We start from the raw sequence: 24,307 nt of genomic DNA on the forward strand, positions 1-24,307 counted from the left end.
TGCATCTCCTTCGGTATCACAATGACAGTGGACTGCCTCCGGTGCCGCGAATGCGGGCGCGAGTACCCCGCCGAGATACGTAACACGTGCGAAGCCTGTTTCGGACCCCTCGAAGTCGTCTACGACTGGGACGACGTCGACGTGACGCGCGAGGAGATAGAGGACGGACCCGCGTCGATACGTAGGTACGTCGATCTCCTCCCCGTCGAGAACGAGGACTCGTTCGCGCAGGTTGACCTTGGGACGGGAAGGAACGGTCTTCACCGCGCCGACAACCTCGCCGACGAACTCGGTATCGACGAAGTTTACATACTCAACGACTCGGTCAACCCGTCGTTCTCGTTCAAGGACCGCGTAACTGCGGTTGCGGTTGCGCGTGCGATCGACTTCGGCGTCGACGCGATCGGGTGCGCATCGACGGGCAACCTCGCTTCGAGCGTCGCGGCGCACGCCGCAAAGGCGGATCTACCGGCGTACATATTCATACCCGACACTATCGAGGAAGGAAAGATAACACAGACGCTCGCGTACGAGCCTGAGATCGTACCCGTCGACGGCAACTACGACGACGCCAACCGTCTCGCCACCGAGGTCGCCGACGACAACGGATGGGGCTTCGTCAACATCAACCTACGTCCGTACTACACCGAAGGCTCGTGTACGATGGCGTACGAGGCGGCGGAGGGGCTCGGCTGGGAGTCGCCCGACCACGTCGTCCATCCCATGGCGGCGGGTGCGTCGCTCCTGTCGGTCAAACGCGGCTACGAGAACCTCGAACGTCTCGGTCTCATCGACGACTCGGATGTCAGGATGAGCGGCGCACAGCCCGAAGGCTTCCCGATTGCGCGCGCCGTCCGCGACGACGCACCCGTCGAACCCGTCGACGACTACGAGACGCTGGCGCACTCGCTCGCCATCGGCAACCCGGCGGACGGCTTCTACGCCAAGGACGCTATAAACGAGACGGGCGGGTACGCCGCCGACCCCGACGACGACGCAATCGTTGAGGGAATAAAGCTGTTGGCGAGCACCGAAGGACTCTACACCGAACCCGCGGGCGGGACGACGATCGCGGGTCTGAAGCAGTTGGCGGACGAGGGGCATATAGGGGAGGACGAGACGGTGGTCGTCAACATCACGGGCAACGGTCTGAAGGCGGAGGAGACGGTTTCGCAGTACGTCGACGTTCCCGAAAGCATATCACCGTCGCTCACCGAGTTTGAGAACAGGAACAAGGAGGACAAGAAGGTGACAGCACAATGACGGATGTAAGATTCTCAAGCGCGCTCGAAAGCGTGACGGACGAGAGAACGACGGAGGTAGACGCGGAGACAGTAGGCGAAGCGCTCGACGAACTCGCGGGCAAGTACGGTGATGAGTTCGAGGAAAGACTCCTTGACGACGGCGAACTCCGTAGGTTCGTCAACCTGTACGTCAACGGCGACGACGTACGCCACGGCGAGGGTCTCGACACCGAGGTCGACGACGACGACGAAATATCGATACTCCCGGCGGTCAGCGGCGGTTCCTGACTACTCCTTCTCCCAGTCGGGTTCGAAGCCTTCGGTGGTATCGCGTACGCGTAGCACCCACGCGATACCGCCCTGTTCGGATCCGCGCCCGAAAAGCACGAAGGCGCGCTCAGAAGCCCACCGGAACCACATCGGGTACGACAGTATGTAGGCGACTCCGATAAGCGAGTTATCCACATCGACGCCTAACGGCGAGACGCCCGCGACCGCGAGGACGGCGTGTATCCAGAACAGACCGACCGTACCGACACCGATGAACGGATACCAGTCGGGGTTACGCGGCTTGAGGAAACGCGCGTAGACGAACGCACCGACGAAGCCGATGAGTGCGACCGCGGGCACGTCGAACGGTGAGACGAGCACTTAGACCATCCCCTTTTCCTTGCACCACGTGATGTAGTCCCACAGCCCTTTCCGTGCGTCGCGGTACTTGAAGTCGTAGCCGAGGTTCTTTATCTTCTGGTTCGAGAACCACATGTTGTGCGTCAGGTAGTGGGTCATCGAGGCGTCGACCTTGGGACGCGTACCTTTCTCGCGCGCCTGCCTCTCTATACGGTGCGACGCCCATTTGGCGATCCTTCCGTAGAGCTTGTACGCGCCGAACGAGGCGGGTATACGTTTCTTCTTCACACCGAGCGACTCCGCGAGGAACTCTATTAGCTCGTCCTGTCCGATACAGTCGCTGAGGACGTGGTACGTCTCACCGACGGTCTCCTCCTTGTTCTCGTGTACGAACAGAGCACCGTTTACGAGATCGTGAACGTGTACACACGGGAACATCAGCTGTTTGCTCCGCGGATAGATACGTGTCACGGGTGCGAAGCCGAACTTACGTAGAAGGAGGAGTATATGGTAGACTCCGTAGCCGTGCCGGGGTCCGTAGATAGGTGCGGGACGGACGATTGACAGGGGGAGATCCTCCTCCTCGTGGAGCTCGTGGAGAACCTCCTCCTGCTTGACCTTCGACTTACAGTAACGGTTGTGCGGTTCGTAAGGCGCGTCCTCCTTGTTCGGTTCGTCGAACCCGGCGTCTCCGAGAACACCGAGCGTACTCCAGTGGACGAAATGACCGACATCGTGCTCCGCCGCGACCTCACCGATGTTACGTCCGCCTTCGATGTTGACCTTGTGGAGGACGTCCCACTCGGCGAAGTAGTCGAACAGCGACGCTATATGGAAGACGACGTCGTAGTCGTGATCCTCGAAGACGGGGTAGAGCGTGCTCTGCTTCGTAATGTCGGCGGGTATGAACTCCGCACCTACCTCCTCGAATATATCCCTGTAGTAGACGGGGTTGGGTACGTCGCCCTCCGCCTCCGTGTAGTAGGCGTCACGCTCCGCGCCTTCGAGGTCGGTGGCGACCACGTCCCAGCCTTCGTCGGCGAGTAGTTCGAGCATATGGCTCCCGGTGAAGCCACACGCGCCCGTTACGAGAGCTTTCTTAGGCATCTATAACGGTTTAATTACGCAGACCGTACTTATTCCTTCCCCTTAACGTCAATCGTCTAACCCTCGTCTTCCGAACCCCCCTCGTCCTCATCCTCCGGAAGAAGCCCCTTTATATCGTCGTCAGCCTCCATCCCAAACCCCGCGCTAAGGACACGTGTCAACGCCTCCTCGGTGCTCTCGTCGGTCGTCTCAAGCCTTTCGGGTTCGACATCGACGACGTACCCCGACGTGATGTTGGGCGACGTGGGGAAGAAGACGACCTCGCGTCCATCCTCCGTCGTGTTTCCCGTCTTGAACCCCGTAATACGTAGACCCGCGATCTCTATCTTAACGGGTCGGTCGAACTCCTCTGCGTTGCTCCCCATGATCGTCTCGACACCCATCTTTGTCGCGTTGTAGACGATACGTACGACGGGGATCTGCCCCGCGAGGCGATCCATCTCGTCCTTGAGTATGTTTCCCGCCGCCGTACGAACCACGTAGCCCACGATACCGAGTATGACGACGATGACGGCGATAGCGAAACCGACCTGTATGAGTTCGTTAACCGTCTGACTGCCCGTGACCCTGAGGTACTGCGTCCCCGGAAGACCCGCGACCCTCTGGTATATCCAGTATACGACGTACGCCGAAACCGCTACGGGTGTAAGGACGATGATACCGCTGGCGATGTTCCGTTTGAGGCTTGCTTTCACGTTTGGAGGCGAGGGCTTCGGCTTACTAATCTCTTCGTCATCTATGCGCGTAACGCGTCTTCCTTCTGAGCCTTCTCCAACGTGTCGTCTTCGAGCGACGTCGCAACCGCGGCGGGCTTGAATACGTCCCCGTCTATACGGTCGCCCACCGACGAACGGACGTACCTCTGCATGACGCGTCTTTCGGCGGGTACGTGTCCGTACACCACCTCGTCCTCAACGAGATCGTAGACGGGTATCGAAGGGTTGAGAAGCGTACTCTCCCCGACGATACAGCCCTCGCCGACGACGAATCCGGAGGTTACGCGGCATCCCGCGCCAAGGGACACGCCGTCTTCGATGATCACGGGTGCGTCCTCGACGGGTTCGAGAACGCCGCCGACGAGCGTGTTAGCTCCTAACTTGACATCGTCACCGACCTGAGCGCACGAACCCACGGTGTCGCACGAGTCGACGAGCGTACCGTCGCCGACGTACGCGCCTATGTTGACGAACGACGGCGACATCATTATAGCCGAGTCCCCTATGTAAGCCCCGTCGCGTATCACGGTTCCGTCGGGGGTGTTACGCGTACCGCGTTCGAGGAAGCCCGACGTATCCTTCAGTTCGAACTTGTCGTGGTAGGTCACGCCCCCATGCTCGACCGCGCGACTATGGCGCTGTGAGAAGTTTAGGAGTACGCCTTTCTTCACCCACTCATTGGCGCACCAGACGCCGTCGCGTTCCTCGGCGGCGCGTATCTCGCCCTCGTTCAGACCGTCGAGGAAGTCGTCGAGGAGTGACCCCGACGCGTCTCCCGTCTCCCACGCTTCGAGTATCTCGTCCTTGAGTGCCATATAGGACGGTGCGCCGCTCGCCGAATAACGGTTGCGGTGGCTACGCGAGCGCCTCGGCGGTACGTTCTATACCGTCGGCGGCGCGCCGGAAAAGGACGGAACGGAGTTCGTACTCGTCGTGGAACTTACGTATCCAGTCGTCGTCACAGAACATCGCGTGCTGTAGCTCACGTACGTCCTCGGGGAGTTCGTCGCGCACACCCGCGAAGTAGACGGGCGACGTTTCGCGTGCGCGCTCACATAGCTCCGCGTCGTACTCCACACCGACACGTTCGGCGACGTACTCGTACCACTCGACGTGTAGAACCGAGTCGCCGAGTACGGTACGCCGGGCGAAGGCGTCGAGTGAGAGACCGGTGACGTGCTCCGTCGCCGGAACGCCGTCGACCGTATGATCCGACGGACGTGAGAACACCGGCGCGTCGAGCGCGTCGCGTACCGACGGATGCGCCCTGTAGAACTCGCGTGCCCCTCCGGCGTACGTACCCGTGTATACGCCCGCGAGACGTAGAAGCTTCCGTCTCAGGGCGTGCGAAAGACCGCGCATGAGAAGTGCGTATCCGCGCGGTAGCCAACGTCCGATAGGATGCCAGTACTCGGCGTCGGCGACCACAACCGACGCTATCAACGTCTCTACATCGTCACGTACGTCGGTACGTCCGTTGCGCATAGCCTCGCACGCCTCCTCGACGGTGCCGTTGAGCGTATGGCTCCAGCCCATCGTATCCGCAACGTCGACGACGTACTCCGCCCCAAAACGGAAGTACGGTTCGACATCCTCGGGGTCACGGAGCGCCCGCGGACCGACGAGCTTTGCGGCTGTCATACCTCAGATCGTCGCGCGTCCACAATCAGGCTTCGGGTTGGCGGTCACCCGTCGCCGTAGCCCCGATCGTCATAACCTCGAACCCACCAACGCGTTCTGAGCCTAGACACGTTCAACTCTCGAACAGTTTATGCGGAACGAGCCTCTACGTCCGACATGCCGACGCTCAACGACCTCGGCTTGTCGGACTACGAGGCGCGCGTATACCGCGCCCTTCTGAGCGCGGGTTCGGCGACCGCAAAGGAGCTTTCGCTTACGAGCGACGTGCCGATGGGACGCGTCTACGACGTGCTCGGAAGCCTCGAAAAGAACAGCCTCGTCAGGAGCCAAGCGGCGAGCCGCCCAAAGAAGTACGTAGCCGTCGAACCCGAGACCGCGCTCGACCGTCTCGTCGACGAAAAGAAACGCGAGCTACGTGAGGAGATGGAGAGGTACGAGAAGGTCGCGGACGAACTCACGGGGAAGCTCGACACCGCTGAGACGGTCGAGGAACGTTTCTGGACGGCGGCGGTCGGTGCGGACGACAGCATCGAGCTACTCCTCGAACGTCTCGAAGCCGCGCGCGACTCCGTGTCGATGGTCGTCGGCGACCTGTCGCCACAGATAGACCCTGACGACGTGGGCGAACAGGTGCTCGACCGTCTCGCCGACTCTGTCGACGACGGCGTTTCGGTGCATATACTCGTCTCCTCCGACCTCGTGAGCCGTTTCGGTCAGGAGGTCGGCGCGCGGTACACCGACGTTCTCTCGGAGTACCCCGGCTTCGAGATACGGACGGTCGAGGAGATACGTGGTACGTTCAACGTCGTTGACGGCGTCGAGGTATGTGTCGAGGTCGCAAACCCGCTCGCGCCAAACCGCGTCCTCGCTATGATAGATCTCAAGGATCCCGAGTTCGCCGCGAGTGTCGGGGAGGAGTTCGACGAGCGGTGGGACGGCGCTAAGCCGTTGGAGCTTTAGGCTACGTCCCACCCATCTTACGCACCGAAAGTTCCTCGTCCTTCGCAACCTCCACCGTCGCCGTCGCGTCGGGTTCGGCGTTGACTTCAACCCGTACCTCTCCGTCGACGACCAACTGTATCTTAGACGCCGTGCCAAGTCCCTCAACCGTCACCTCCACCTCGTCGCCGCCTACACGCTCCGCATCGACGTTGTATCCGGGAAGCTTCGACGAGACGGCGCGGTTGGCGACGGCGTAGATAACACCGACGAAAAGTACGACCATCGTGACCGGTACCAGTATCTCCAGCGGTCCGATTCCGCCGACGAAGAGAGGATTCATACGCCGAGCTAAACACCCGCGTTACAAGTATCTTTAGGCATCGCCCCTGTCGCCGAGGCGCTCAGAAGCCCTTGCCGAGAAGCTCGCGTGCGATGATGTTCTTCTGTATCTCCGTCGTACCTTCGTATATCTGCGTGATCTTTGCGTCGCGGTAGAACCTCTCGACGTCGAAGTCGTTGACGTAGCCGCTCCCGCCGTGTATCTGAACCGCCTCGTCCGCAACCTCAACGGCGATACGCGAAGCGTACTCCTTCGCCATGCTCGCGAGCGCCGTGAGCTGTTCGTCCTTGTTCTCGACGCTCCACGCGCTCTTGTACGTAAGCTGGCGCGCCGCCTCCGTCGTCGTCTTCATCTCGGCGAGCTTGTGCTGTATCGCCTGGAACTCGGCGATCGACTGTCCGAACTGCTCGCGCTGTTGGGCGTACTCAAGCGCGCGCTCGTACGCACCTCTTGCGATACCCACACCCTGCGCCGCTACCATCGTACGCGTCTCGTCGAAGAACTGCATCAACTGCATGAAGCCCGCGCCGCGCGTTCCGATGAGGTTCTCCTCCGGCACGCGTACGTCGTCGAAGATTAGCTCCGCGGTGTCGGATGAACGTATACCCATCTTGCCCGTAATCTTGTCCGCCTCGAAGCCGTCGCGGTCGGACTCGATGAGTATCTGCGAGAAGCCCGAGTAACGCGACGAGGCGTCGGGGTTGGTGTCACAGAGGACGACGAAGTAGTCTCCGACCGTACCGTTCGTGATCCACATCTTGTTGCCGTTTATGACCCACTCGTCGCCGTCTTTTTCGGCGTGCGTCGATACGCTCGACACGTCACTACCAACGTCTGGCTCAGAAATCGCCGCGCCCATGATCGCGTCGCCCTCCGCGACAGGTCTCAGGTACTCCTCCTTCTGCTCCTCCGTACCGAACTCCATGATAGCGTCCGCACCGAACGCCGTGCTGGTTATACAGAGCGCAATACCCGCGTCGATCGAGAAAAGCTCCTCTACGAGTATCGCGTTCTCGACAGGGCTGTATCCCACACCGCCGTACTCGATAGGGATGTTGGAGCCGAGCAGACCCGCGTCCTGCGCCTTCTCCATGACCTCCCACGGGTACTTCTCCTTCTCGTCGTACTCGGACGCGACCGGCTCTATCTCGTTCTCGCCGAAACGACGTATCTCATCGCGAACCTGTTCTATCTCTTCCGGTACCTCAAAATCCATACGTGAAATTGTGCTTTCGAGTATATAAACTGCATGATTCTTCCAAACATATCCATCGACGTACGTCGAATTCCCCTGTCCAACTGCCGGTTATTCGGGGCACGGAGCCGACACGTGTCTATCACCGCGCGCCCGGTGCTCCGTAACGGACAGGTATTTGTTCCGCGCGCACCACCGTAACGTATGGTCGACTTCACAGAGTCGCAGGAGACCGAGATGATACGTTCGACGGCGGGCGAAATCGCCGACGAGTTCGGTCCTGAGTACTGGCGAGAGATGGAGGAGGCGGGCGAGTTCTCGTGGGAGTTCTGGGACGAACTCGGCGACGCGGGCTTCCACGGACTGCTCGTCCCTGAGGAGTACGGCGGCGCGGGAATGGGTCTTCAGGAGATGGGTACGGCGATGGAGACGCTCTGCGCCGAGGGATGCGGAATGGCGGGGACGTGGTACCTCGTCCTCACCGCAGGTATGGCGGCGGTCGGTATACGTGAACACGGCAACGAGGAGCAGAAGCAGGCGTACCTTCCGCGTATCGCGGAGGGCGATACCAAGTTCTGTATCGGAATAACCGAACCTGAGGCGGGGACTAACACTTTAAACGTCGCCACCGACGCCGAGAAGGACGGAGACGAGTACGTCCTCAACGGTAAGAAGTGCTGGATTACGTTCTCCGACATCGCCGACCGTATACTTCTGGTCACGCGTACCACTCCGCGCGAGGAGGTTGACCGTCCGACCGACGGTATCTCGCTCTTCTCCGTCGAGATGGAGTCGGATGGTGTCGACGTTTCGCCCATACCCAAACACGGCATGAACTACTCCAACTCGTGCGAGGTCTTCTTCGAGAACGTCCGTGTCCCCGAGGAGAACCTCATCGGCGAGGAGGGCGACGGATGGTGGGGGCTTGTCGACACGCTCAACCCTGAGCGCATCGCGTTCTCCGCCGCGGCGACGGGTATCGGAAAGCTCGCCGCCGACGCCGCCGTAGAGTACACCAACGAACGCGAGGTCTTCGACGGTCCCGTGGGTCAGTACCAGTCGATACAGTTCCCGATCACGGAGGCGTACACACAGATGGAGACCGCCTCGCTGATGCGTCAGAAGGCGGCTTGGATGTTCGACAACGGAAAGGACTGCGCCTACGAAACGAACGTTTCGAAGGCTGTCGCAGTCGAAGCGGGTATCGACGCCGTCTACCACTCGATGCAGGCTTTCGGCGGATGGGGGTACGCTAAGGAGTACGACGTCGAACGTTGGTGGCGCGAGATCAACCTGACACGTCTCGCCCCCGTCACACAGCAGATGGCGTACAACCATATCGCTCAGGAGCTCGGCTTCCCCAAGTCGTACTAGCCGTACCGAACACCAACAGCCTTTAGTCACCGTTACATACACCGTCGCATGACAGACGAAGACGCCTTTGAGGCGCTCCTCGGTGATGTCCGCGAATACGTAAAGATGACCGACGGGACGGTAGAGGAGGATATAGGTCCTGAGATACAGGACGGAAAGGAGATACGCGGCTTCCGCGTCGGACGCGCGGGCTACGTCTACGACGTTCTCGGCTCCGCGAACGCCGACTACTTCCTCCTGCGTTTCGGCTTCAACCTACTCGAAAACCTACGTAACTCAGGCGTCGATAACCCCAAGAAGGCGCTAACCGGCGACGAGACGGAGATGGAGACGCTCGTCCTAAACCTGATGCGCGAAATCTCGCACCCGTCGGTCGAGGTCGGTGTGGAGACGACCGACGACGGCGTCTTCGCCGCGTTCACCGTCGAACGCAAGCTGTTCGTCGACGACCCGTCGTTCGGCGTCCGTGACTTCGAGGAGGCTGTCCGCGCCGTCGTCGCGCAGGGCGACCGCGGAATAAAACATCTCCAGCTTGCGCTCGACATGGGTGGCGGGCCCGAACCCGACGGAAGCACCGAGGGCGACAGGGGCTTCATGTAGTCGCTCGTCTTCGGTGCTCGGCTTCCCGGTTAACGAGGCGGTCGGAAGGATTAAAGAATATATAATACCGTCGCCTCCTTCGAACAAGGATGTTCGATAAAGTTCTGATCGCAAACCGTGGTGAGATCGCCGTACGCGTCATGCGCGCGTGTGAGGAACTCGGTATAGGAACCGTCGCAGTCTACTCCGAGGCGGACAAGAACGCCGGACACGTCCGTTACGCCGACGAGGCGTACAACGTAGGTCCTGCGAAGGCGTCGGAGTCGTACCTCGACCACGAGGCTGTCATCGAAGCGGGCGAGAAGGCTGGTGCGGAAGCCGTCCATCCGGGGTACGGCTTCCTCGCCGAGAACGCCGAGTTCGCATCGAAGGTCGAGGACTCCGAGATGAAATGGATAGGTCCGCCGTCGGACGCGATGGCGAACCTCGGCGAGAAGACACAGGCGCGTCAGATAATGGACGCCGCCGACGTGCCTATCGTACCCGGAACGAAGGAACCCGTCGGGTCGGCGGACGAGATACGCGACTTCGTCGAGGAGGAAGGCGTCTCGTACCCCATCGCTATCAAGGCTGAGGGCGGAGGCGGAGGACGCGGTCTCAAGGTCGTCCGGAGCGAGGACGAGATCGAGGATCAGTTCGAAAGCGCGCAACGTGAGGGAGAGGAGTACTTCGACAACGCAAACGTCTACGTCGAGAAGTACCTCGAAAACCCCAAGCATATAGAGGTTCAGATACTCGCCGACGAACACGGAAACGTCCGCCATCTCGGCGAGCGCGACTGTTCGTTACAGCGCCGTCACCAGAAGGTCATCGAGGAAGCTCCTTCGCCTATACTCGACGACGAACTCCGCGAGGAGATAGGCGACGCGGCGCGCCGAGGCGTACGTGAGGCGGAGTACCACAACGCCGGCACTGTCGAGTTCCTCGTAGAGGACGGCGAGTTCTTCTTCATGGAAGTCAACACGCGTATACAGGTCGAGCACTGCGCGACGGAGGAGATCACAGATATCGACATCGTCAAATGGCAGATACGCGTCGCCGACGGCGAGGAGATAGGCTTCGCGCAGGACGACGTGAGCTTCAACGGTCACGCGATCGAGTTCCGTATAAACGCCGAGGACGCCGTGCAGGAGTTCGCGCCTCAGATGGGTGGTCTCGACAAGTACGACCCCGCGGGCGGCGTGGGCGTACGTATCGACGACGGCGTCCGCCAAGGCGACGAGATTTCGGGCGAGTACGACTCGATGATCGCGAAGCTAATCGTCTGGGGCGGTGACCGCGAGGAGTGCATAGAGAGGTCGAAACGCGCTCTCGGCGAGTACGAGATACAGGGGATCAAGACGATCATACCGTTCCATCTCCTGATGCTCGAAGACGAGGCGTTCGTCGAGGGAAGCCACGACACCAAGTACCTCGATCACGAACTCGAACAGGAGGCTGTCGAGGAGGCTTACGAGAAGTGGGGGACGGACGAGAAGCCCGCGCCCGCAGGCGTTGAGGAGACGCTCGAACGCGAGTTCGTCGTTGAGGTAGACGGCAGAAGGTTCGAGGTAAACCTTGAGGACTACACGCCTGAGATGCTCGTTGCGGAAGGCACAGCGACCGGCGGGGGCGGCGGAGGCGGTGGCGGACAGAACATCGACGTTGACGGACATCCCGTAACAGCCGAGATGCAGGGTAACGTTCTGAGCGCCGATGTCGAGGAGGGCGACGAGGTAGGCGAAGGCGAAGTCGTCTGTGTCATAGAGGCGATGAAGATGGAGAACGATATCACGACATCCGTCGGCGGGACGGTGACCGAGGTGGCTGTTGCCGACGGCGACAGCGTCAACCAAGGCGACCTACTCGTCGCCATCGAATAATGGACGTACGTCTCGATGACGACGCGTCCGACGACGAGGCGGACGCCATAGCGACGGCGCTCGCCGAACATCTCGACGACCGCGTGAACGTCTACGTCGGCGACGACGCCGAACCTACAGCGGTACGTGACCCTCCCCGCGTCCCCAACGAGAGGTACGACGACGACGCCGAACCGACGGAACGCGAGGAACGTCTACGCGCTGAGATCGAGGCGATAGAGTCCGGGGGTCCGCAGAAGTACCGCGAGAAGCTTGAGGAGCAAGGAAAGCTTTTCGTACGCGACCGTCTCGACCTGTGGTTCAACGACGAGGACGACGACAGCGCGCTCAGGTTCGAGGACGGAAGGTTCGCAAACTTCGACGAGTGGCACGAGAGCGTCGAAGGCTCCGATCCCGACGATCCTCTCCCTGCGGACGGTCTGCTGACAGGAGCGGCGACGTTCGACGGACGCGACGTGCATTTCATGGCGAACGACTTCTCCGTCAAGGCGGGAAGCATGGCGGAGAAGGGCGTCGAGAAGTTCCTCCGTATGCAACAGCGCGCCGTCAAGAACGGCAAGCCCGTCCTCTACCTCATGGACTCCTCCGGCGGACGTATCGATCAGCAGACGGGTTTCTTCGCAAACCGTGAGGGTATAGGCAAGTACTACTACAACCATTCGATGCTCTCCGGGCGCGTCCCGCAGATATGCGTCCTGTACGGTCCCTGCATAGCCGGTGCGGCGTACACTCCCGTCTTCGCCGACTTCACCGTCATGGTCGAGGATATGAGCGCCATGGCTATCGCGTCGCCGCGTATGGTCGAGATGGTGACGGGCGAGGATATAGAGATGCAGGATCTTGGCGGAGCTTCCGTACACGCGTCGGAGTCGGGAAGCGCCGACCTCGTTGCGCGTGACGAGAGACACGCGCGACGTCTCGTCTCACAGCTCATAGAGTACCTCCCCGACAAGGCTGGTGAGAAGCCGCCGCGCGGCGAACCCCGCGACCCCGTCAAGTCACCACGTGGAACCGACGCGACGATACCGAGCGAGCCGAACAAGGCGTACGATGTCAAGGAACTCATAGACCGCGTCGTCGACAAGGGGTCGTTCTTCGAGCTAAGGGAGGAGTACGGCAAGGAGATCGTGACTGCGTTCGCGCGTATCGACGGAAGACCCGTAGGTATCGTGGCGAACCAGCCCGACGAGCGTTCAGGGGCTATCTTCCCCGACTCCGCAGAGAAGGCGGCTGAGTTCATATGGACGTGCGACGCCTACGAGATACCCCTCCTGTACCTCTGCGACACGCCCGGATTCATGGCGGGTTCGGACGTAGAAAAGGACGCCATACTCGAAAAGGGCAAGAAGTTCATCTACGCGACGAGTTCGGCGACGGTACCCAAGCTCTCGGTCGTCGTACGTAAGGCGTACGGTGCGGGCATTTATGCGATGAGCGGACCCGCGTACGACCCCGAATCGACGCTCGCACTACCGAGCGGAGAGATCGCTATCATGGGTCCTGAGGCGGCTATAAACGCCGTCTACGCGCGTAAGCTTGACGAGATAGACGACGAGGACGAGCGCGCTCAGAAGGAGCAGGAGCTTAGGGAGGAGTACCGCGAGGATATCGACGTACACCGTATGGCTTCGGAGGTCGTCATAGACGAGATCGTACCTCCGAGCGAGCTACGTGACGAACTCGTACAGCGGTACGACTTCTACGAGGGTATGGAGAAGGAGCTACCCGACAAGAAGCACGGTACCGTCCTGTAAACTTTTGTCGTCGCGGTTCAACCCTTGGCTATGTCCACACCGCCGATGAGACGTCTGGTTCTCGACGTGCTCAAGCCTCACAAGCCCTCTATGACCGCCTTCGCGTCGGAGATAGCCTCGGTGGCGACCGTCGAGGCTGTCAACGTGGCGCTCGTCGAGACCGACGACAAGGTGCAGAACATCAAGCTCACCGTCGAGGGTGACGACGTAGACACCGAGGATATCGAATCCGAGGTAAAGGGTCTGGGAGGGAGCGTACATTCGGTCGACGAGGTCGCCGTGGGCGAACGTATCGTCGAGGAGAGACCGACGCCACAGGAAAGATGACACGTATCTCAGAGGTACTCGTGGACCCTATATCGAGACGTTACTTCGTCTCCAACGGCTTCGACGGGGCGCTAACGAGCGTCGGTATCGTCGTCGGAGCCTACCTCTCAGGCGTCCCCGACGGCTTCACGGTTGTCAAGATAGGCGTGGGTGCGGCTGTGGGTCTCGGAACGTCGGGGTTCTGGAGCGTCTGGGAGATAGAGAAGGCTGAGAAGCTCGCCGAACTGTACGAGATAGAGGAGTCGATGCTAGAGGACCTCGACGAGACACGTCCCCATCTCAAGAAACGCGAGGCGCGCCGCTCCAACGCGTTCATGAGCGGACTCGGTCCTATTCTCGCTGTGCTCCTCACCGTCTCCCCTTTCCTTTTCGAAGGAGAACCACTCGGTATGCTCGGTGCGACCCTCGTCTCCGTCGGTGTCGCCGTCGCCGTACTTTTCGCGCTCGGAGCCTACATGGGGAAGCTTTCGAGACGGGCGTGGTACGTCGCGGGTGCGCGTATGGGTCTCGCAGGCGTCTTCGTAGCCCTCATCAACGTCTTACTACCCGGATGACCAGACCCCCGCGGCGCGTGCGCGCTCCCTGACCGTACGCGCCTGCTCTACGAGAGGCGCGTCAACCATCTCGCCGTCTACCTCAAAGACGCCTTTTCGGGCTTCGTCCGCCTCGCGTTTCGCCTCCAGAACCCGTCGCGCACGGTCGATGGCTTCCTCGTCGGGCGTGAAGGCGTCGTTGATGATACCGACCTGCGCAGGATGTATCGCAAGCTTTCCGTCGTAGCCCAAGCCGATACCGCGCTCCGTGTCGTCTCGTAGACCCTCCTCGTCGCGGAACCCCGTCCAGAGCGTGTCGATACCGTCGATACCCACCGCGGTTGCCGCCGTAACGACCTTCTGGCGTGCGTACATTACCTCGTCGCATTCGTCGGTACGTGTCGCGCCGAGATCCGCCGCGAGATCCTCCGCACCGAAGACAACCGCCGAGACACGCGGTGCGTCGGCGACCTCGCCCGCGTTGAGTACGCCCGCGGCGTTTTCGACTATAGGAACAAGACCCGCACCGTTCCCGTCCTCACCGAGCGCCTCGGCTACGCGTTCCACGTCGTCGGCGCACTCCGCCTTGGGTACGACGAAACACGAAGGCTCGGCGTCGATACCGTCCAAGTCGTCGCTCCCGCCCTCGTCCCCCAACGGGTTGAGACGTACCCATACCTCGGGCGCGTCCTCAGGAACGTCGCCGAGTACGTCGTCGACTGCTTCGCGCGCCGTATCCTTCTCGTTGGGCGCTACGGCGTCTTCGAGGTCGAAGACGACCACGTCTGCGTCCCCTCCGAGCGCCTTACGCATCATCTCCGTCTCGTCGCCGGGTGTGAAAAGAACCGAACGTCTCGCTCTTCCTTGGGATGCCATGCACTCCGTACGTCCCGTACGGTAAGAAATTATACGGTCGAGTCCGACTTCGGAACATGACCGGTAAGTACTACGCCGAGTTCGAGGTCGGCGAGACGGTAGAGCACGACCGCAGACGTACGGTAAGCGAGGCGGACAACCAGCGTTTCTGCGACCTGACGATGAACCAACAGCCCCTGCATCTCGATGCGGAGTTCGCGGGCGAGACGGGGTTCGGCGAACGTCTCGTAAACGGTCTCCTCACGATGTCGCTCGGCGTATCGATGACGGTACCCGAAACGACCGACGGCACCATCGTCGCAAACCTCGGCTACGACAACGTGGAGCATCCCGAACCCGTCTTCCACGGCGACACACTGCACGCCCGCACCACCGTCACCGACAAACGCGAGACGAGCGACGGCGAACGCGGCGTCGTGGATATGCACGTCGAGGTTCTGAACCAAGACGACGACGTCGTCTGCGAGTTCGACAGGACGGTTCTTTCTTTGAAGGAAGACGGTTAGGGTTCTTGCTCCTACGCGAAAGACGTATCCGAACACGCCGTCCTGTCTAAGTATGGAGGTGACCGACGGTTTCTCGGCGGCGGATACCGTCCGTATGCTCGGCTTCGTCGTTGGGGTCAACGCCGTCGGTGCGTCGCCCGCGTTCCTGTTCGGTGCCGATACCGGCTGGCTCGACGACTCAGCGTGGTACTTCCCGCCCGACATCGCCTTTCCAGTAGCTTGGACACTCCTGTTCACCCTGATGGGTGTCTCGTTGTTTCTCGTATACAGCGCCGGAGTATCGAGACGCGACGTGAGGGTTGCCCTTCTTGCTTTCGGTGTCCAGATGGCTCTGAACGTCGCATGGACACCTGTCTTCTTCGGACTACGGCGACCGGGGGCGGGTCTGGTGGTCGTCGTACTTCTATGGCTATCCGTCTTAACCACCGCCGCCCTTTTCGACAGGGTAGACAGAAGGGCGTCCGTTCTTCTACTACCGTACCTCGCGTGGCTATCCTTCGCAGTCTATCTCAACTACGCCGTCTACGTTGGTCTGTGAACGTCACCGCCATTCTGTGTCGCACACGTTCTGCGCGACCGCCGTCGCGTGGTCGGCGTGTAGAGCCACCGAACCGAGAGAGAGGCGGCGCGCGTCACCGAGGGCTTCGAGATCTCCGTCGGTGAGTTCGAGGTGATCCGAGACGACGAACGTCGGTTCGTCCGGTACAGTCGCGTCCTCGACGCCTTCGCCGTTCTCTTGAAGTACGATAGTATCGCCGTCCGTCTTGTCGATAACCTCCGCGACCCCGCGCTCCGCGACGTAGACACCCGCCCGCGCTTCGACCTCGTGGTACGTACGTTCGGCGAGCGCGGCTCGCAAGACACCCGCGATGCTCCGTTCGTCGGGGTTTAGACCGCGCACCTCGTCGCCCTCGAACCGCACCGTTACGTCGCGTTCGCCCCCACGGAGGACGACGTGCGCCGTCGTGTCCTCGCGCACGCCGTGCGAGACGAGGAGCGCGGCGTTGATGCACCGACAGACGAGGTCGAGACGTCCCGCGCCCGGCAGGTCGTCGAGCGAGAACCCGCCGTCGGTCGGTGCTTCGTGCGCGACGAAGACGAAGTCACGCAACGTCGTCGCCGCCTCCGTCGAACCTCTCAGCCGTCGCCGCCTCGACCGCTTCTCCGGCGTCCACCCCGCCGTAACCGACGAGTACGGTACGTCTTCCCATGGAGTCCCCACGAACCCTCGTCTATTACGGCTTGTGGCTCGGACGGTAATGGCGTTCAGATCCGTCCGACCATCTCATCCGTCTCTTGTGAGGGCATTGTGGCTCGGACGGTACTGGTGTTCGGATCGTGTCGGCGCGGACTCGTAACGTCTTTACGGCTTCCGCGCGTAACCCGGACGATGACAGCCGTTGACTCGCGGGTCGCCGTCCCTTCGGAGGACGACCTCGCGCGTCTCCTCCAGATAGGGGTCGTCATCGAGGAGTACGCCGAGGAGAAGAGCGCACGCCTCCTGTCGGACGAGGTTGAGGACGAGGAGGTACGTGAGACACTCGACGAAGCGTTGACGGAGAGCGACGAACACAGACGCCGCCTCCTCTCGCTCGTACGCGAGGTAGGCGAGGACGTTGACGAGGAACGCGTCGAGAGTCTCGTCCGCGAATCCGTCGAGTCGAACGTCCCTTCGCCCGACGACCCCGACGAGGCACTCCGCCACCAGCTCGAAAGCGAACGTCTCGCGGGTTCGTACTACGACAGCGTGATAGAAACGTGCCGCGCCTCTACTCGTATAGACGACGCGACCGTCGGACGGATCGTGGAGACGTTGGAGGAGATACGTGACGATGAGTACGAGGACGCCGAGAAGATACAGAAAGAACTCACCAAAACATGACAGAGCTAACGATTACGGAAAGCACCGAGATGTACCTCAAGGAGATATACTTACTGTCGCGTGACGAGGGTCGTGCGAAGACGGGGAGCATCGCCGACCGTCTCGGTGTCTCGCCGCCGAGCGTCACCGAGAAGCTCTCGTCGCTCGAAGATGCGGGTCTCGTCGAGTACGAGAAGTACAAGGGCGCACGTCTCACCCCCGACGGAGAGGAGACGGCGGAGGACGTTCTACAGAAGCACTGTCTCGTCGAACGTTTCCTCGTAAAGTTCCTCGGCGTCGAGGAGGGCTTCCACGACGAAGCCTGCCGTATCGAACACGTGATGAGCGACGATGTCGCCGACGAACTCGGAGACATAGTCGATCAGAAGCCTGAGTGTCCTTCGTGCTACGACGCATCGAAGGGACACTGCGCCGCCCTGTTTACGAGTTAGGGAAGAGAAGAGGCTTCAGGATCGTGTAAAGTATAGCGCCCGCGCCGAGTACGGCGAGGAAGCCGAAGACGAGCACGAAGATACCGCCGAACTCCATGCGTACGAGACGTACGCTTAACGTATATCAACTGTGGTACCTATGAACGACACCGAAACCGACGTTGACACCGAGTACCGCGAGACAGAAGACAAACGCGTCCTCGAACTACGGCGCGACAGCACGCGCGTAACCGTCTCCGTCACAAAGAAAGGCTACGGCATGCTCATAGTCGCAGACGAGACGGGTGAACTCGAACGTTACTACGGCTTCGACATGGCTCTCGACCACGCCGCGGAGGCTCTCGGCGTCCCGCCCGGTGAGGTCGACGTTCCCGAAGCGGCGCGCGACATGGGTATGTAGGTTTGCGTACGTCTGGTTTTCGGGTTTTCTTCCATACAAAACCTAACTCTTAGACCGAACGGTGAAGCAACAGTTAGCAAAGGTAAAGTGTGGTTGCCGCGTGGTCACAAATGAGCCGAATGAGGGTACCACAGACTACAACCGACGAAAGGAGCGAAGAGAGCTTCGTCCCCGCGCACCGAGGTATGAGGCGTCGCGGAGCCACGGGGGTCGTAGAGTCCGAAGACGGCACCGACGCGGGTGCTGTCTTTCTCAACGGCGTGGCTGTCTACGCACGTTGCAGGGATGAAAACGGTGGGGGCGCACTCGACAGGCTCGCCGACTCCGAAGCCGGGTTCAGGGTAAGCGAATGCGCGCCCGAAGACGTACGTATGTTCCGGACGTACGTCCGTTATCTCGGCGACAAAGCCGTCCTCGGCTCCGAACCCCTTGAAGCCACACACGTCGAGATGCAGAGGATCGAGGGCGTACTCGTCGACGGCGTTAGAAACCTCGCGGCGGCGTCGTGGCGCGGCGAATCCGACACCTCGGATCGGACGTTCTTCCCCGAAGGCTACCGTGTCGCACTCACCGCCGACGCCGTCTCACTCAAAAGGTACGTCTCACGGAACGACCTAACCGGATACGCCGTCGGCGACGGTAAGGTCGTTACCTTCCGTAACGGTGAGACGGTCGACGGTGCGCCGGTCGATCTCGGAGACCCGATCCGTTCCGAGGTCGACGCGGGCGGTGGCTGGGTCGTCGTCGACTCCGACGCCGAGGAGAACGGCGAGGACGACGGAGACGGTGAAGGCTTCCTGAGCCGTATCTTCTAAACCCCCGAAAACCGGCGTAGCGTTTTTGTACTCTCCCCGCGACTAACTTCCATGTCGAAGACACAGGGGTATACTATACAGTTCGACGACGACGAGACGGAGGAAGTGGCGTACAAGATAAAACACGAGATCACCGTACATATCTCCGGCGAACACGCCGACGAGGTCGTCGAGGACGTTGGGGATGTCGTCGCCGACCGTGTCGAAGAGGGCGGTCTGTCCGATCCCGTCGTCGAGGACGTTGGCGACACGCTCTCCGAACGTATCGTCGCCGACGACCTGTCGGAAGGTATGGTCGACGATGTCGGGGCGGCGATATCCGAACGCGCCGCCGAGGAGGACGTATCCGACGACGTTATACGTGACGTAGCCGCCCTCATCGTCTCCCTTTCGCAGGAGAGCGGTCTGTCCGACGTAATCGTAGAGGACGCGGGCGAAACCATAGCCCATAGGGTTCAGAAGGAGGATCTGTCCGATCAGCTCGTTATCGATATAGCCGACGTTCTCACCGAAAACCTGACCCAGGAGGACTTCTCCGAGGACGTTATGGAGGACGTTGGCGATGAGATCATAAGACGGCTACAGGGCGACGACGCCGACGAACTCGTGCAGGAGGTGGCTCAGGTCGTCCTCAACCATCTGCCCGGTGTCCGCCATCTCGGACCCGTCAAGACCGTTGTCGAAAAGATAGTCGACCGTCTGTTAGGCAGAAAGGCGGACATGGTCGTCGCCGATGTCGGCGACATCATAGTCGACAAGATGTCTCAGGAGGGGCGCGCCGACGAGATCGTGGGCGAGACGCTCGATATCGCCGCCGCCAAGGTAATAGAGGAGGAACTCTCCGACCCTATCGTCGACGACACGCTCGACGCCGCAACCGACAGACTCGTCGAGGCGGATGCGTCCGACGAGATGGTCGACGACGTTCTGAACACCGCAATAGAGGATATTATCGAGAGCGGACAGGCGGACGAACTCGTTGACGGAACGCTCGACACATCCACCGACAGGCTCATACAGGAGGACGTTGCGGACGCACTCGTCGACGACGTTCTCCAAACAGCGATCGCCGACATCGTCGCGGAGGGCGACAGCGATGCCGTCGTACACGGTACGGTCGACACGGCTACTGACAGACTCGTCGAGGCGGACGAAACCGACGCCCTCGTCGACGACGCTCTCGAAACAGCACTCGAAAAGCTGGTGCGTGAGAAGATGGTGGATGAGATCGTCGACGAGGTGGCGGACGAGTACCCCGCTACCGCTTGAGAGCCGGTACGGACGGACTAACTACCTATACCTTGAACGATTCGCCACAGCCGCATGTCGACTCCGCGTTCGGATTCGTTATGTCGAAACCCGTGCTCTGAAGCGACTCGACGTAGTCGACCTCGCTACCTTCGAGGTACTCGGCGGAGTGTTCGTCGACGATGAACTCCACACCCTTGTCGCTGACGACGATGTCGTCGTCGCTCACGTCGTCGTCGAACTGCATCCCGTAGGAGTAGCCCGAACAGCCACCCTGTTGGACGTAGATTCTGACGCCGTAACCGTGAAGATCCTTCTCGTCCTTGATTCTCTGCGCCTTCTCAGCCGCTTCATCGGTGATCGTTAAGATTTGTGTGTTCTGTGACTGCGCCATACTTCTGGTAGACGCGTCGAACTCATAAATCTGACGTTGGGTCACACGGTAGTTTCATTTCGTCGCCGCGCGTACGGTCAACGTGGAAGAACGAACCGCGTACGTCGCCGTCGCACCCAGGCGCTCCACCGAGGAGTACGACCCTGAGGCGATGGGTGTCGCCGTCGTAGCCGTCGCGTACGACGGTACCGTCTACTACTTCGACCGTACCCGGCTTGCGCGCCTCTTCGATCTACTCCGACGCGCCGAACGTATCGTCGGTGTCAACGACTACGTCGTCGAGGCTCTCGAACCCCACGGAGAGTTTCCGCGATCCCGCTTCGTCGGCGTACAGAAACGTATCTCGGACGCGCTCGGCGAACGCGTCTCGTTGAACAACGCCGCGCGCGCAACCCTCGGCGTCGAACGTGACGACCCGCGTCGTCTCCCGCTCGAATGGCAGGAAGGGCGCGAGAAGGCGGTAAAACGCGCCCTCCGTAAGGATCTCCGGATCCTCCGCGAACTCGATGGATCGATGCACGACGGTGAGGTATGTGTCACCGATCCGCGCACGATGGAGGAGCGCGCGGTAGAGATCTGACACCACGGTCATCGGAGATCCTAATAACTTGACAGCCGCCAGACATATCCCCACCGGTTGGTATGTTTAGTTATGTTAGTGGACGAAATCATGACCGACGAGGTCGTAACAGTGTCTTCGGACGCATACCTGAGCGAAGCCTCAAAAAGGATGGTCGAAGAGAACATCGGGTGCCTGGTAGTCCTCCCCGAGGATGAAGCCGCGCCCGCAGGTATCTTAACCGAAACCGATGTCCTTAGACGTGCTCTTCCCACGGACAAGCCGCTCTCCCGGATACCTGTACAAGGAGCATCTACCTCTCCATTAACTACCGTCGAGCCGGAACGGACTGTACGTTACGCGGTAGAGAAGATGCTCGACGAAGGCGTGAAACGACTACCCGTAATCGATGGTGACGATCTTGAACTCACGGGTATCGTCACAATCACCGACATAGCCCTTAGATACGACGATATAAGATCGGACGCCGTAGATATGGTACAGAAGCCCGATATGTTCCGGGGCGAATAGGTCACACGAGGTTAATAAGTGCTCAAGACGTACAGACGGTATGCGTAACGCTGTCGTAGGATGCGGCTTCGTGGGAAAACGTCTCGCGCGTATACTCGTAGACGAAGGCGAGGATGTCGTCGCAGTGACGCGTTCGGGCGTCTCCCTCGAAGGCGTCGAAAGCATCGAACGCGACGTAACGGGGACGTACGAACTTCCCGACGTAGACCGTGTATTCTACCTCGTGAGCGCGGGCGGACGTGACATCGATGCGTACCGTTCGGCGTACGTCGATGGTCTACGTAACACACTTGAAGCCACCGACGCACCCGTCGTGTACTCGTCGTCGACGGGCGTCTACGAAGCCGACGACGCCTCTTGGGTAGACGAGACGACGGGGATAGAGCCGACGAAGGAGAGGACGCGCGTCCTTCTGCGCGCGGAGGAGGTTGCACGCGATGCCGGCGGTACAGCCGTCCGTTTCGGCGGTCTGTACGGTTCAGGGCGCGTCGGCGTCGACCGTTACCTCGGCGAAACGACCGTAAAGGCGGGCTACCTAAACCTGATACGCGGCAGGGACGCCGCATCCGCGCTACTCGCCGCGCACGAGGGCGACGACGACCTGTACGTTGCGGTCGATAACGAGCCTGTACATAGACATGATCTCGCGCGTTGGATGTCGGAGCGCGTCGGACGCCCTCACGGCGAACTCGTCGACGAGACGCGTACGCCCAACAAACGTTGCTCGAACGAACGTCTGCGTTCTACCGGATGGACGCCTGAGTATCCGACCTACCGCGAGGGGTACGCCCCCTTGCTTAGAGGGTAGAACTCTCTGTCATCCTAAGGACTAAACGAATGACGCGGTTGGAGAATCTACCGCATTACAAAGAAATAAGTACGACCGACAGGTTAATATCTATCGTAAACATTCATGATTATTGGTGTACCGGGCGAAACCGCCGAGGGAGAGACACGTGTTGCGCTTACCCCGCCCGTTGCAGGCGAACTCGTCGAAGACGGACACGATGTGTGTGTAGCGGAAGGCGCGGGCGAAGGCGCGGACTGGAAGGATGACGAGTACAGGGAAGCCGGGTGCGAGGTGCTCGAAGGCAGGTTGGATGTCTTCGACAGATCCGACGTGGTGTTACACGTCCGTGGACTCGGTGCTGACGAAGAGGCTTCGACGGATCGGTACAGCGAAGGACAGGTCGTGGTAGGTCTCCTTGGACCGTACGGGCTTGACGGAGAGCTCAAGGAGCTCGCCGATCGTAACGTCAGCGCATTTGCTCTCGAACTAATACCACGGATAAGCAGGGCACAGAGCATGGACGCGGTATCATCTATGGACAGCGTAAGCGGGTACAGAGCCATCACCATGGCGGCTAACTCCTTGCCCAAGATGTTCCCCATGGAGATGACCGCCGCAGGGACGGTACAGCCCGCAGAGGTATTTGTACTGGGCGCGGGTGTCGCGGGTCTCAAAGCCATCGCTACCTCAGAGCGCCTCGGTGCCTCAACGGTGGCTAACGATGTCCGACCGGAGGTACGCGAGGAGGTAGAAAGCCTCGGTGCAGAGTTCGTATCCGTGGGTGACGAAACCGAGGAGATGTCCGATGAGGAAGGGTACGCGACCGAACAGGAGAAAAGCTTCGAGCAGAAACAGAAGGAGATGCTGATGGAGGTGGTACCCGAAGCAGACGTTGTCATCACGACCGCCGCGATACCCGGTAGACCTGCGCCACAGCCTATAACCGACGAGATGATAGAGAGGATGGATCCGGGTTCTGTAGTCATAGACCTTGCCGCTGAGAGCGGAGGTAACTGTGAGCCCAGCCGAGCGGGCGAGACCGTCGAACACGGAGGGGTGGAGGTACGAGGTCCCACGAACCTGCCCGCGACAATCCCTCAGACAGCGAGTTATCTGTACTCCAACAACATAAAAAATATGCTCGATCTTTTGATCTCGGACGGAGAGATGGATATAGATACAGGGGACGAGATACTGGACTCGACGTTGCTCACACACGACGGCGAGGTGCGTGCACCTCACAGGGAAGATCAGGGAGAAGACGAGGACGAAGGTGACGAGAATAAGAACGAAGAGGCACAGAAGGAGGTCGGGGAATGAGTCTCATCACCAACCTGACGTTCTTCGTTCTGGCAGCCTTCCTCGGATACGAGGTCATCACCAAGATACCCACCAACCTACATACGCCGCTTATGTCGGGTGCTAACGCTATCACAGGCATAACGCTCGTCGGTGCCGTCGCGATCGCGGGTTCAGGATCTACCACGCTCGCGACCGTCCTCGGGTTCGTAGCCGTTGTCATGGCTACGGTAAACGTCGTCGGCGGATACCTGATTACCCACATCATGCTCGAAGACTTCCGGCAAGGAGGGAGTAACTGAGTTGGTGGT

31 protein-coding genes are annotated in these 24,307 nt (G+C 60.4%); 21 read left to right on the top strand and 10 right to left on the bottom strand.

Annotation, left to right across the window (positions count from 1 at the left end):
- The first annotated feature begins 21 nt into the window (after positions 1-21).
- Positions 22-1,263, top strand: a complete 1,242-nt coding sequence (gene thrC, locus EGH25_RS00320) for a threonine synthase (RefSeq protein WP_266085299.1) — start codon at positions 22-24, stop codon at positions 1,261-1,263.
- Positions 1,260-1,532, top strand: coding sequence for a ubiquitin-like small modifier protein 1 (locus tag EGH25_RS00325; protein ID WP_266085301.1), 273 nt, complete (start codon positions 1,260-1,262; stop codon positions 1,530-1,532). Before thrC ends, EGH25_RS00325 begins: the two co-directional genes overlap by 4 nt.
- Here the strand turns inward: EGH25_RS00325 and EGH25_RS00330 are convergent, their stop codons facing one another.
- From EGH25_RS00330 to EGH25_RS00350, 5 genes are read right to left on the bottom strand one after another with little or no spacing between them, the layout of a single operon-like run.
- Positions 1,533-1,895, bottom strand: coding sequence for a hypothetical protein (locus EGH25_RS00330; RefSeq protein WP_266085303.1), 363 nt, complete (start codon positions 1,893-1,895; stop codon positions 1,533-1,535).
- A complete protein-coding gene (locus tag EGH25_RS00335; RefSeq protein WP_266085305.1) occupies positions 1,896-2,981 on the bottom strand; it encodes an NAD-dependent epimerase/dehydratase family protein in 1,086 nt (361 codons plus the stop codon).
- A gap of 56 nt (positions 2,982-3,037) precedes the next feature.
- Positions 3,038-3,676, bottom strand: a complete 639-nt coding sequence (locus tag EGH25_RS00340) for a DUF502 domain-containing protein (RefSeq protein WP_266085307.1) — start codon at positions 3,674-3,676, stop codon at positions 3,038-3,040.
- A gap of 41 nt (positions 3,677-3,717) precedes the next feature.
- Positions 3,718-4,512, bottom strand: coding sequence for a 2,3,4,5-tetrahydropyridine-2,6-dicarboxylate N-succinyltransferase (locus EGH25_RS00345; RefSeq protein ID WP_266085308.1), 795 nt, complete (start codon positions 4,510-4,512; stop codon positions 3,718-3,720).
- 40 nt (positions 4,513-4,552) lie between these two features.
- A complete protein-coding gene (locus EGH25_RS00350) occupies positions 4,553-5,338 on the bottom strand; it encodes a DUF8116 family protein (protein ID WP_266085310.1) in 786 nt (261 codons plus the stop codon).
- Positions 5,339-5,494: 156 nt separating this feature from the next.
- On the opposite strand from EGH25_RS00350, the gene EGH25_RS00355 reads away from it, so the two are divergent.
- The gene (locus tag EGH25_RS00355) at positions 5,495-6,298 is read left to right on the top strand and encodes a TrmB family transcriptional regulator (RefSeq protein ID WP_266085311.1); all 804 of its coding nucleotides are present in this window, start codon (positions 5,495-5,497) and stop codon (positions 6,296-6,298) included.
- A 1-nt stretch (position 6,299) separates the two neighbouring features.
- On the opposite strand, the gene EGH25_RS00360 is transcribed toward EGH25_RS00355, so the two are convergent.
- Both EGH25_RS00360 and EGH25_RS00365 read right to left on the bottom strand, forming a co-directional pair.
- On the bottom strand, positions 6,300-6,620 hold the full coding sequence (locus EGH25_RS00360) for a hypothetical protein (protein WP_266085312.1): 321 nt from the start codon (positions 6,618-6,620) through the stop codon (positions 6,300-6,302).
- 61 nt (positions 6,621-6,681) lie between these two features.
- A complete protein-coding gene (locus EGH25_RS00365) occupies positions 6,682-7,836 on the bottom strand; it encodes an acyl-CoA dehydrogenase family protein (protein WP_266085314.1) in 1,155 nt (384 codons plus the stop codon).
- 183 nt (positions 7,837-8,019) lie between these two features.
- Here EGH25_RS00365 and EGH25_RS00370 point away from each other — a divergent pair, with 183 nt between their 5' ends.
- From EGH25_RS00370 to EGH25_RS00395, 6 genes are all read left to right on the top strand, one after another.
- Entirely contained in the window at positions 8,020-9,189 is a 1,170-nt protein-coding gene (locus tag EGH25_RS00370) for an acyl-CoA dehydrogenase family protein (protein ID WP_266085315.1), read from the top strand.
- Positions 9,190-9,237: 48 nt separating this feature from the next.
- Entirely contained in the window at positions 9,238-9,789 is a 552-nt protein-coding gene (locus tag EGH25_RS00375) for a hypothetical protein (RefSeq protein WP_266085317.1), read from the top strand.
- Positions 9,790-9,878: 89 nt separating this feature from the next.
- The gene (locus EGH25_RS00380) at positions 9,879-11,651 is read left to right on the top strand and encodes an acetyl-CoA carboxylase biotin carboxylase subunit (RefSeq protein WP_266085318.1); all 1,773 of its coding nucleotides are present in this window, start codon (positions 9,879-9,881) and stop codon (positions 11,649-11,651) included.
- Positions 11,651-13,405: an acyl-CoA carboxylase subunit beta gene (locus EGH25_RS00385; RefSeq protein ID WP_266085319.1), complete on the top strand. Its 1,755-nt coding sequence runs from the start codon at positions 11,651-11,653 to the stop codon at positions 13,403-13,405. Before EGH25_RS00380 ends, EGH25_RS00385 begins: the two co-directional genes overlap by 1 nt.
- A 45-nt stretch (positions 13,406-13,450) precedes the next feature.
- A complete protein-coding gene (locus EGH25_RS00390) occupies positions 13,451-13,732 on the top strand; it encodes a DUF211 domain-containing protein (RefSeq protein ID WP_266085320.1) in 282 nt (93 codons plus the stop codon).
- Complete coding sequence (locus tag EGH25_RS00395) at positions 13,729-14,286, top strand: VIT1/CCC1 transporter family protein (RefSeq protein ID WP_266085322.1); 558 nt, start codon at positions 13,729-13,731, stop codon at positions 14,284-14,286. The genes EGH25_RS00390 and EGH25_RS00395 overlap by 4 nt, the downstream gene beginning before the upstream one ends.
- On the opposite strand, the gene EGH25_RS00400 is transcribed toward EGH25_RS00395, so the two are convergent.
- Positions 14,275-15,141 carry an HpcH/HpaI aldolase/citrate lyase family protein gene (locus tag EGH25_RS00400; RefSeq protein WP_266085323.1) on the bottom strand — a complete coding sequence of 289 codons (867 nt, stop codon included), beginning with the start codon at positions 15,139-15,141 and terminating at the stop codon, positions 14,275-14,277. The two genes, EGH25_RS00395 and EGH25_RS00400, sit on opposite strands and share 12 nt — an antisense overlap.
- A 56-nt stretch (positions 15,142-15,197) precedes the next feature.
- On the opposite strand from EGH25_RS00400, the gene EGH25_RS00405 reads away from it, so the two are divergent.
- Positions 15,198-15,647 (top strand): MaoC family dehydratase, encoded by a 450-nt coding sequence (locus EGH25_RS00405; RefSeq protein WP_266085324.1) that lies wholly within the window; start codon positions 15,198-15,200, stop codon positions 15,645-15,647.
- Positions 15,648-15,699: 52 nt separating this feature from the next.
- Entirely contained in the window at positions 15,700-16,185 is a 486-nt protein-coding gene (locus EGH25_RS00410) for a TspO/MBR family protein (RefSeq protein WP_266085326.1), read from the top strand.
- 3 nt (positions 16,186-16,188) lie between these two features.
- Here the strand turns inward: EGH25_RS00410 and trmY are convergent, their stop codons facing one another.
- Positions 16,189-16,758 carry a tRNA (pseudouridine(54)-N(1))-methyltransferase TrmY gene (gene trmY / locus EGH25_RS00415; protein WP_266085327.1) on the bottom strand — a complete coding sequence of 190 codons (570 nt, stop codon included), beginning with the start codon at positions 16,756-16,758 and terminating at the stop codon, positions 16,189-16,191.
- A gap of 279 nt (positions 16,759-17,037) precedes the next feature.
- Here trmY and EGH25_RS00420 point away from each other — a divergent pair, with 279 nt between their 5' ends.
- The 5 genes from EGH25_RS00420 (at position 17,038) to EGH25_RS00440 (ending at position 20,444) form a co-directional block, all read left to right on the top strand.
- On the top strand, positions 17,038-17,529 hold the full coding sequence (locus EGH25_RS00420) for a ferritin-like domain-containing protein (protein WP_266085329.1): 492 nt from the start codon (positions 17,038-17,040) through the stop codon (positions 17,527-17,529).
- On the top strand, positions 17,526-17,960 hold the full coding sequence (locus EGH25_RS00425) for a metal-dependent transcriptional regulator (RefSeq protein ID WP_266085330.1): 435 nt from the start codon (positions 17,526-17,528) through the stop codon (positions 17,958-17,960). The genes EGH25_RS00420 and EGH25_RS00425 overlap by 4 nt, the downstream gene beginning before the upstream one ends.
- A gap of 139 nt (positions 17,961-18,099) precedes the next feature.
- On the top strand, positions 18,100-18,360 hold the full coding sequence (locus EGH25_RS00430; protein ID WP_266085332.1) for a DUF7111 family protein: 261 nt from the start codon (positions 18,100-18,102) through the stop codon (positions 18,358-18,360).
- Positions 18,361-18,479: 119 nt separating this feature from the next.
- Positions 18,480-19,175, top strand: a complete 696-nt coding sequence (locus EGH25_RS00435) for a hypothetical protein (RefSeq protein WP_266085333.1) — start codon at positions 18,480-18,482, stop codon at positions 19,173-19,175.
- Positions 19,176-19,226: 51 nt separating this feature from the next.
- Positions 19,227-20,444: a hypothetical protein gene (locus EGH25_RS00440; RefSeq protein WP_266085334.1), complete on the top strand. Its 1,218-nt coding sequence runs from the start codon at positions 19,227-19,229 to the stop codon at positions 20,442-20,444.
- A gap of 25 nt (positions 20,445-20,469) precedes the next feature.
- On the opposite strand, the gene erpA is transcribed toward EGH25_RS00440, so the two are convergent.
- Positions 20,470-20,817 (bottom strand): iron-sulfur cluster insertion protein ErpA, encoded by a 348-nt coding sequence (gene erpA, locus EGH25_RS00445; protein ID WP_266085335.1) that lies wholly within the window; start codon positions 20,815-20,817, stop codon positions 20,470-20,472.
- A gap of 82 nt (positions 20,818-20,899) precedes the next feature.
- Here erpA and EGH25_RS00450 point away from each other — a divergent pair, with 82 nt between their 5' ends.
- The 5 genes from EGH25_RS00450 (at position 20,900) to EGH25_RS00470 (ending at position 24,298) form a co-directional block, all read left to right on the top strand.
- Positions 20,900-21,397 (top strand): hypothetical protein, encoded by a 498-nt coding sequence (locus EGH25_RS00450; protein WP_266085336.1) that lies wholly within the window; start codon positions 20,900-20,902, stop codon positions 21,395-21,397.
- Between the two features lie 72 nt (positions 21,398-21,469).
- On the top strand, positions 21,470-21,907 hold the full coding sequence (locus tag EGH25_RS00455; RefSeq protein WP_266085337.1) for a CBS domain-containing protein: 438 nt from the start codon (positions 21,470-21,472) through the stop codon (positions 21,905-21,907).
- Between the two features lie 40 nt (positions 21,908-21,947).
- Positions 21,948-22,715: a Rossmann-fold NAD(P)-binding domain-containing protein gene (locus EGH25_RS00460; RefSeq protein WP_266085339.1), complete on the top strand. Its 768-nt coding sequence runs from the start codon at positions 21,948-21,950 to the stop codon at positions 22,713-22,715.
- 105 nt (positions 22,716-22,820) lie between these two features.
- Positions 22,821-24,017 (top strand): Re/Si-specific NAD(P)(+) transhydrogenase subunit alpha, encoded by a 1,197-nt coding sequence (locus EGH25_RS00465; RefSeq protein WP_266085340.1) that lies wholly within the window; start codon positions 22,821-22,823, stop codon positions 24,015-24,017.
- Complete coding sequence (locus EGH25_RS00470; protein ID WP_266085341.1) at positions 24,014-24,298, top strand: NAD(P) transhydrogenase subunit alpha part 2; 285 nt, start codon at positions 24,014-24,016, stop codon at positions 24,296-24,298. The genes EGH25_RS00465 and EGH25_RS00470 overlap by 4 nt, the downstream gene beginning before the upstream one ends.
- The last annotated feature ends 9 nt before the right edge of the window (positions 24,299-24,307 follow it).

The organism is Halorutilus salinus, from assembly GCF_026242195.1.
GTDB lineage: Archaea > Halobacteriota > Halobacteria > Halobacteriales > Halorutilaceae > Halorutilus > Halorutilus salinus.

Coding starts and splice junctions, on each gene's coding strand:
- EGH25_RS00355 (WP_266085311.1), top strand. CDS start 5,495: ATGCCGACGCTCAACGACCTCGGCTTGTCGGACTACGAGGCGCGCGTA.
- EGH25_RS00425 (WP_266085330.1), top strand. CDS start 17,526: ATGACAGAGCTAACGATTACGGAAAGCACCGAGATGTACCTCAAGGAG.
- EGH25_RS00360 (WP_266085312.1), bottom strand. CDS start 6,620: ATGAATCCTCTCTTCGTCGGCGGAATCGGACCGCTGGAGATACTGGTA.
- EGH25_RS00390 (WP_266085320.1), top strand. CDS start 13,451: ATGAGACGTCTGGTTCTCGACGTGCTCAAGCCTCACAAGCCCTCTATG.
- EGH25_RS00325 (WP_266085301.1), top strand. CDS start 1,260: ATGACGGATGTAAGATTCTCAAGCGCGCTCGAAAGCGTGACGGACGAG.
- EGH25_RS00380 (WP_266085318.1), top strand. CDS start 9,879: ATGTTCGATAAAGTTCTGATCGCAAACCGTGGTGAGATCGCCGTACGC.
- EGH25_RS00400 (WP_266085323.1), bottom strand. CDS start 15,141: ATGGCATCCCAAGGAAGAGCGAGACGTTCGGTTCTTTTCACACCCGGC.
- EGH25_RS00460 (WP_266085339.1), top strand. CDS start 21,948: ATGCGTAACGCTGTCGTAGGATGCGGCTTCGTGGGAAAACGTCTCGCG.
- EGH25_RS00455 (WP_266085337.1), top strand. CDS start 21,470: ATGTTAGTGGACGAAATCATGACCGACGAGGTCGTAACAGTGTCTTCG.
- EGH25_RS00375 (WP_266085317.1), top strand. CDS start 9,238: ATGACAGACGAAGACGCCTTTGAGGCGCTCCTCGGTGATGTCCGCGAA.
- EGH25_RS00405 (WP_266085324.1), top strand. CDS start 15,198: ATGACCGGTAAGTACTACGCCGAGTTCGAGGTCGGCGAGACGGTAGAG.
- EGH25_RS00440 (WP_266085334.1), top strand. CDS start 19,227: ATGTCGAAGACACAGGGGTATACTATACAGTTCGACGACGACGAGACG.
- EGH25_RS00370 (WP_266085315.1), top strand. CDS start 8,020: ATGGTCGACTTCACAGAGTCGCAGGAGACCGAGATGATACGTTCGACG.
- EGH25_RS00350 (WP_266085310.1), bottom strand. CDS start 5,338: ATGACAGCCGCAAAGCTCGTCGGTCCGCGGGCGCTCCGTGACCCCGAG.
- erpA (WP_266085335.1), bottom strand. CDS start 20,817: ATGGCGCAGTCACAGAACACACAAATCTTAACGATCACCGATGAAGCG.
- EGH25_RS00470 (WP_266085341.1), top strand. CDS start 24,014: ATGAGTCTCATCACCAACCTGACGTTCTTCGTTCTGGCAGCCTTCCTC.
- EGH25_RS00420 (WP_266085329.1), top strand. CDS start 17,038: ATGACAGCCGTTGACTCGCGGGTCGCCGTCCCTTCGGAGGACGACCTC.
- EGH25_RS00345 (WP_266085308.1), bottom strand. CDS start 4,512: ATGGCACTCAAGGACGAGATACTCGAAGCGTGGGAGACGGGAGACGCG.
- EGH25_RS00410 (WP_266085326.1), top strand. CDS start 15,700: ATGGAGGTGACCGACGGTTTCTCGGCGGCGGATACCGTCCGTATGCTC.
- thrC (WP_266085299.1), top strand. CDS start 22: ATGACAGTGGACTGCCTCCGGTGCCGCGAATGCGGGCGCGAGTACCCC.
- EGH25_RS00335 (WP_266085305.1), bottom strand. CDS start 2,981: ATGCCTAAGAAAGCTCTCGTAACGGGCGCGTGTGGCTTCACCGGGAGC.
- EGH25_RS00395 (WP_266085322.1), top strand. CDS start 13,729: ATGACACGTATCTCAGAGGTACTCGTGGACCCTATATCGAGACGTTAC.
- EGH25_RS00465 (WP_266085340.1), top strand. CDS start 22,821: ATGATTATTGGTGTACCGGGCGAAACCGCCGAGGGAGAGACACGTGTT.
- EGH25_RS00435 (WP_266085333.1), top strand. CDS start 18,480: ATGAGGGTACCACAGACTACAACCGACGAAAGGAGCGAAGAGAGCTTC.
- EGH25_RS00385 (WP_266085319.1), top strand. CDS start 11,651: ATGGACGTACGTCTCGATGACGACGCGTCCGACGACGAGGCGGACGCC.
- EGH25_RS00430 (WP_266085332.1), top strand. CDS start 18,100: ATGAACGACACCGAAACCGACGTTGACACCGAGTACCGCGAGACAGAA.
- EGH25_RS00365 (WP_266085314.1), bottom strand. CDS start 7,836: ATGGATTTTGAGGTACCGGAAGAGATAGAACAGGTTCGCGATGAGATA.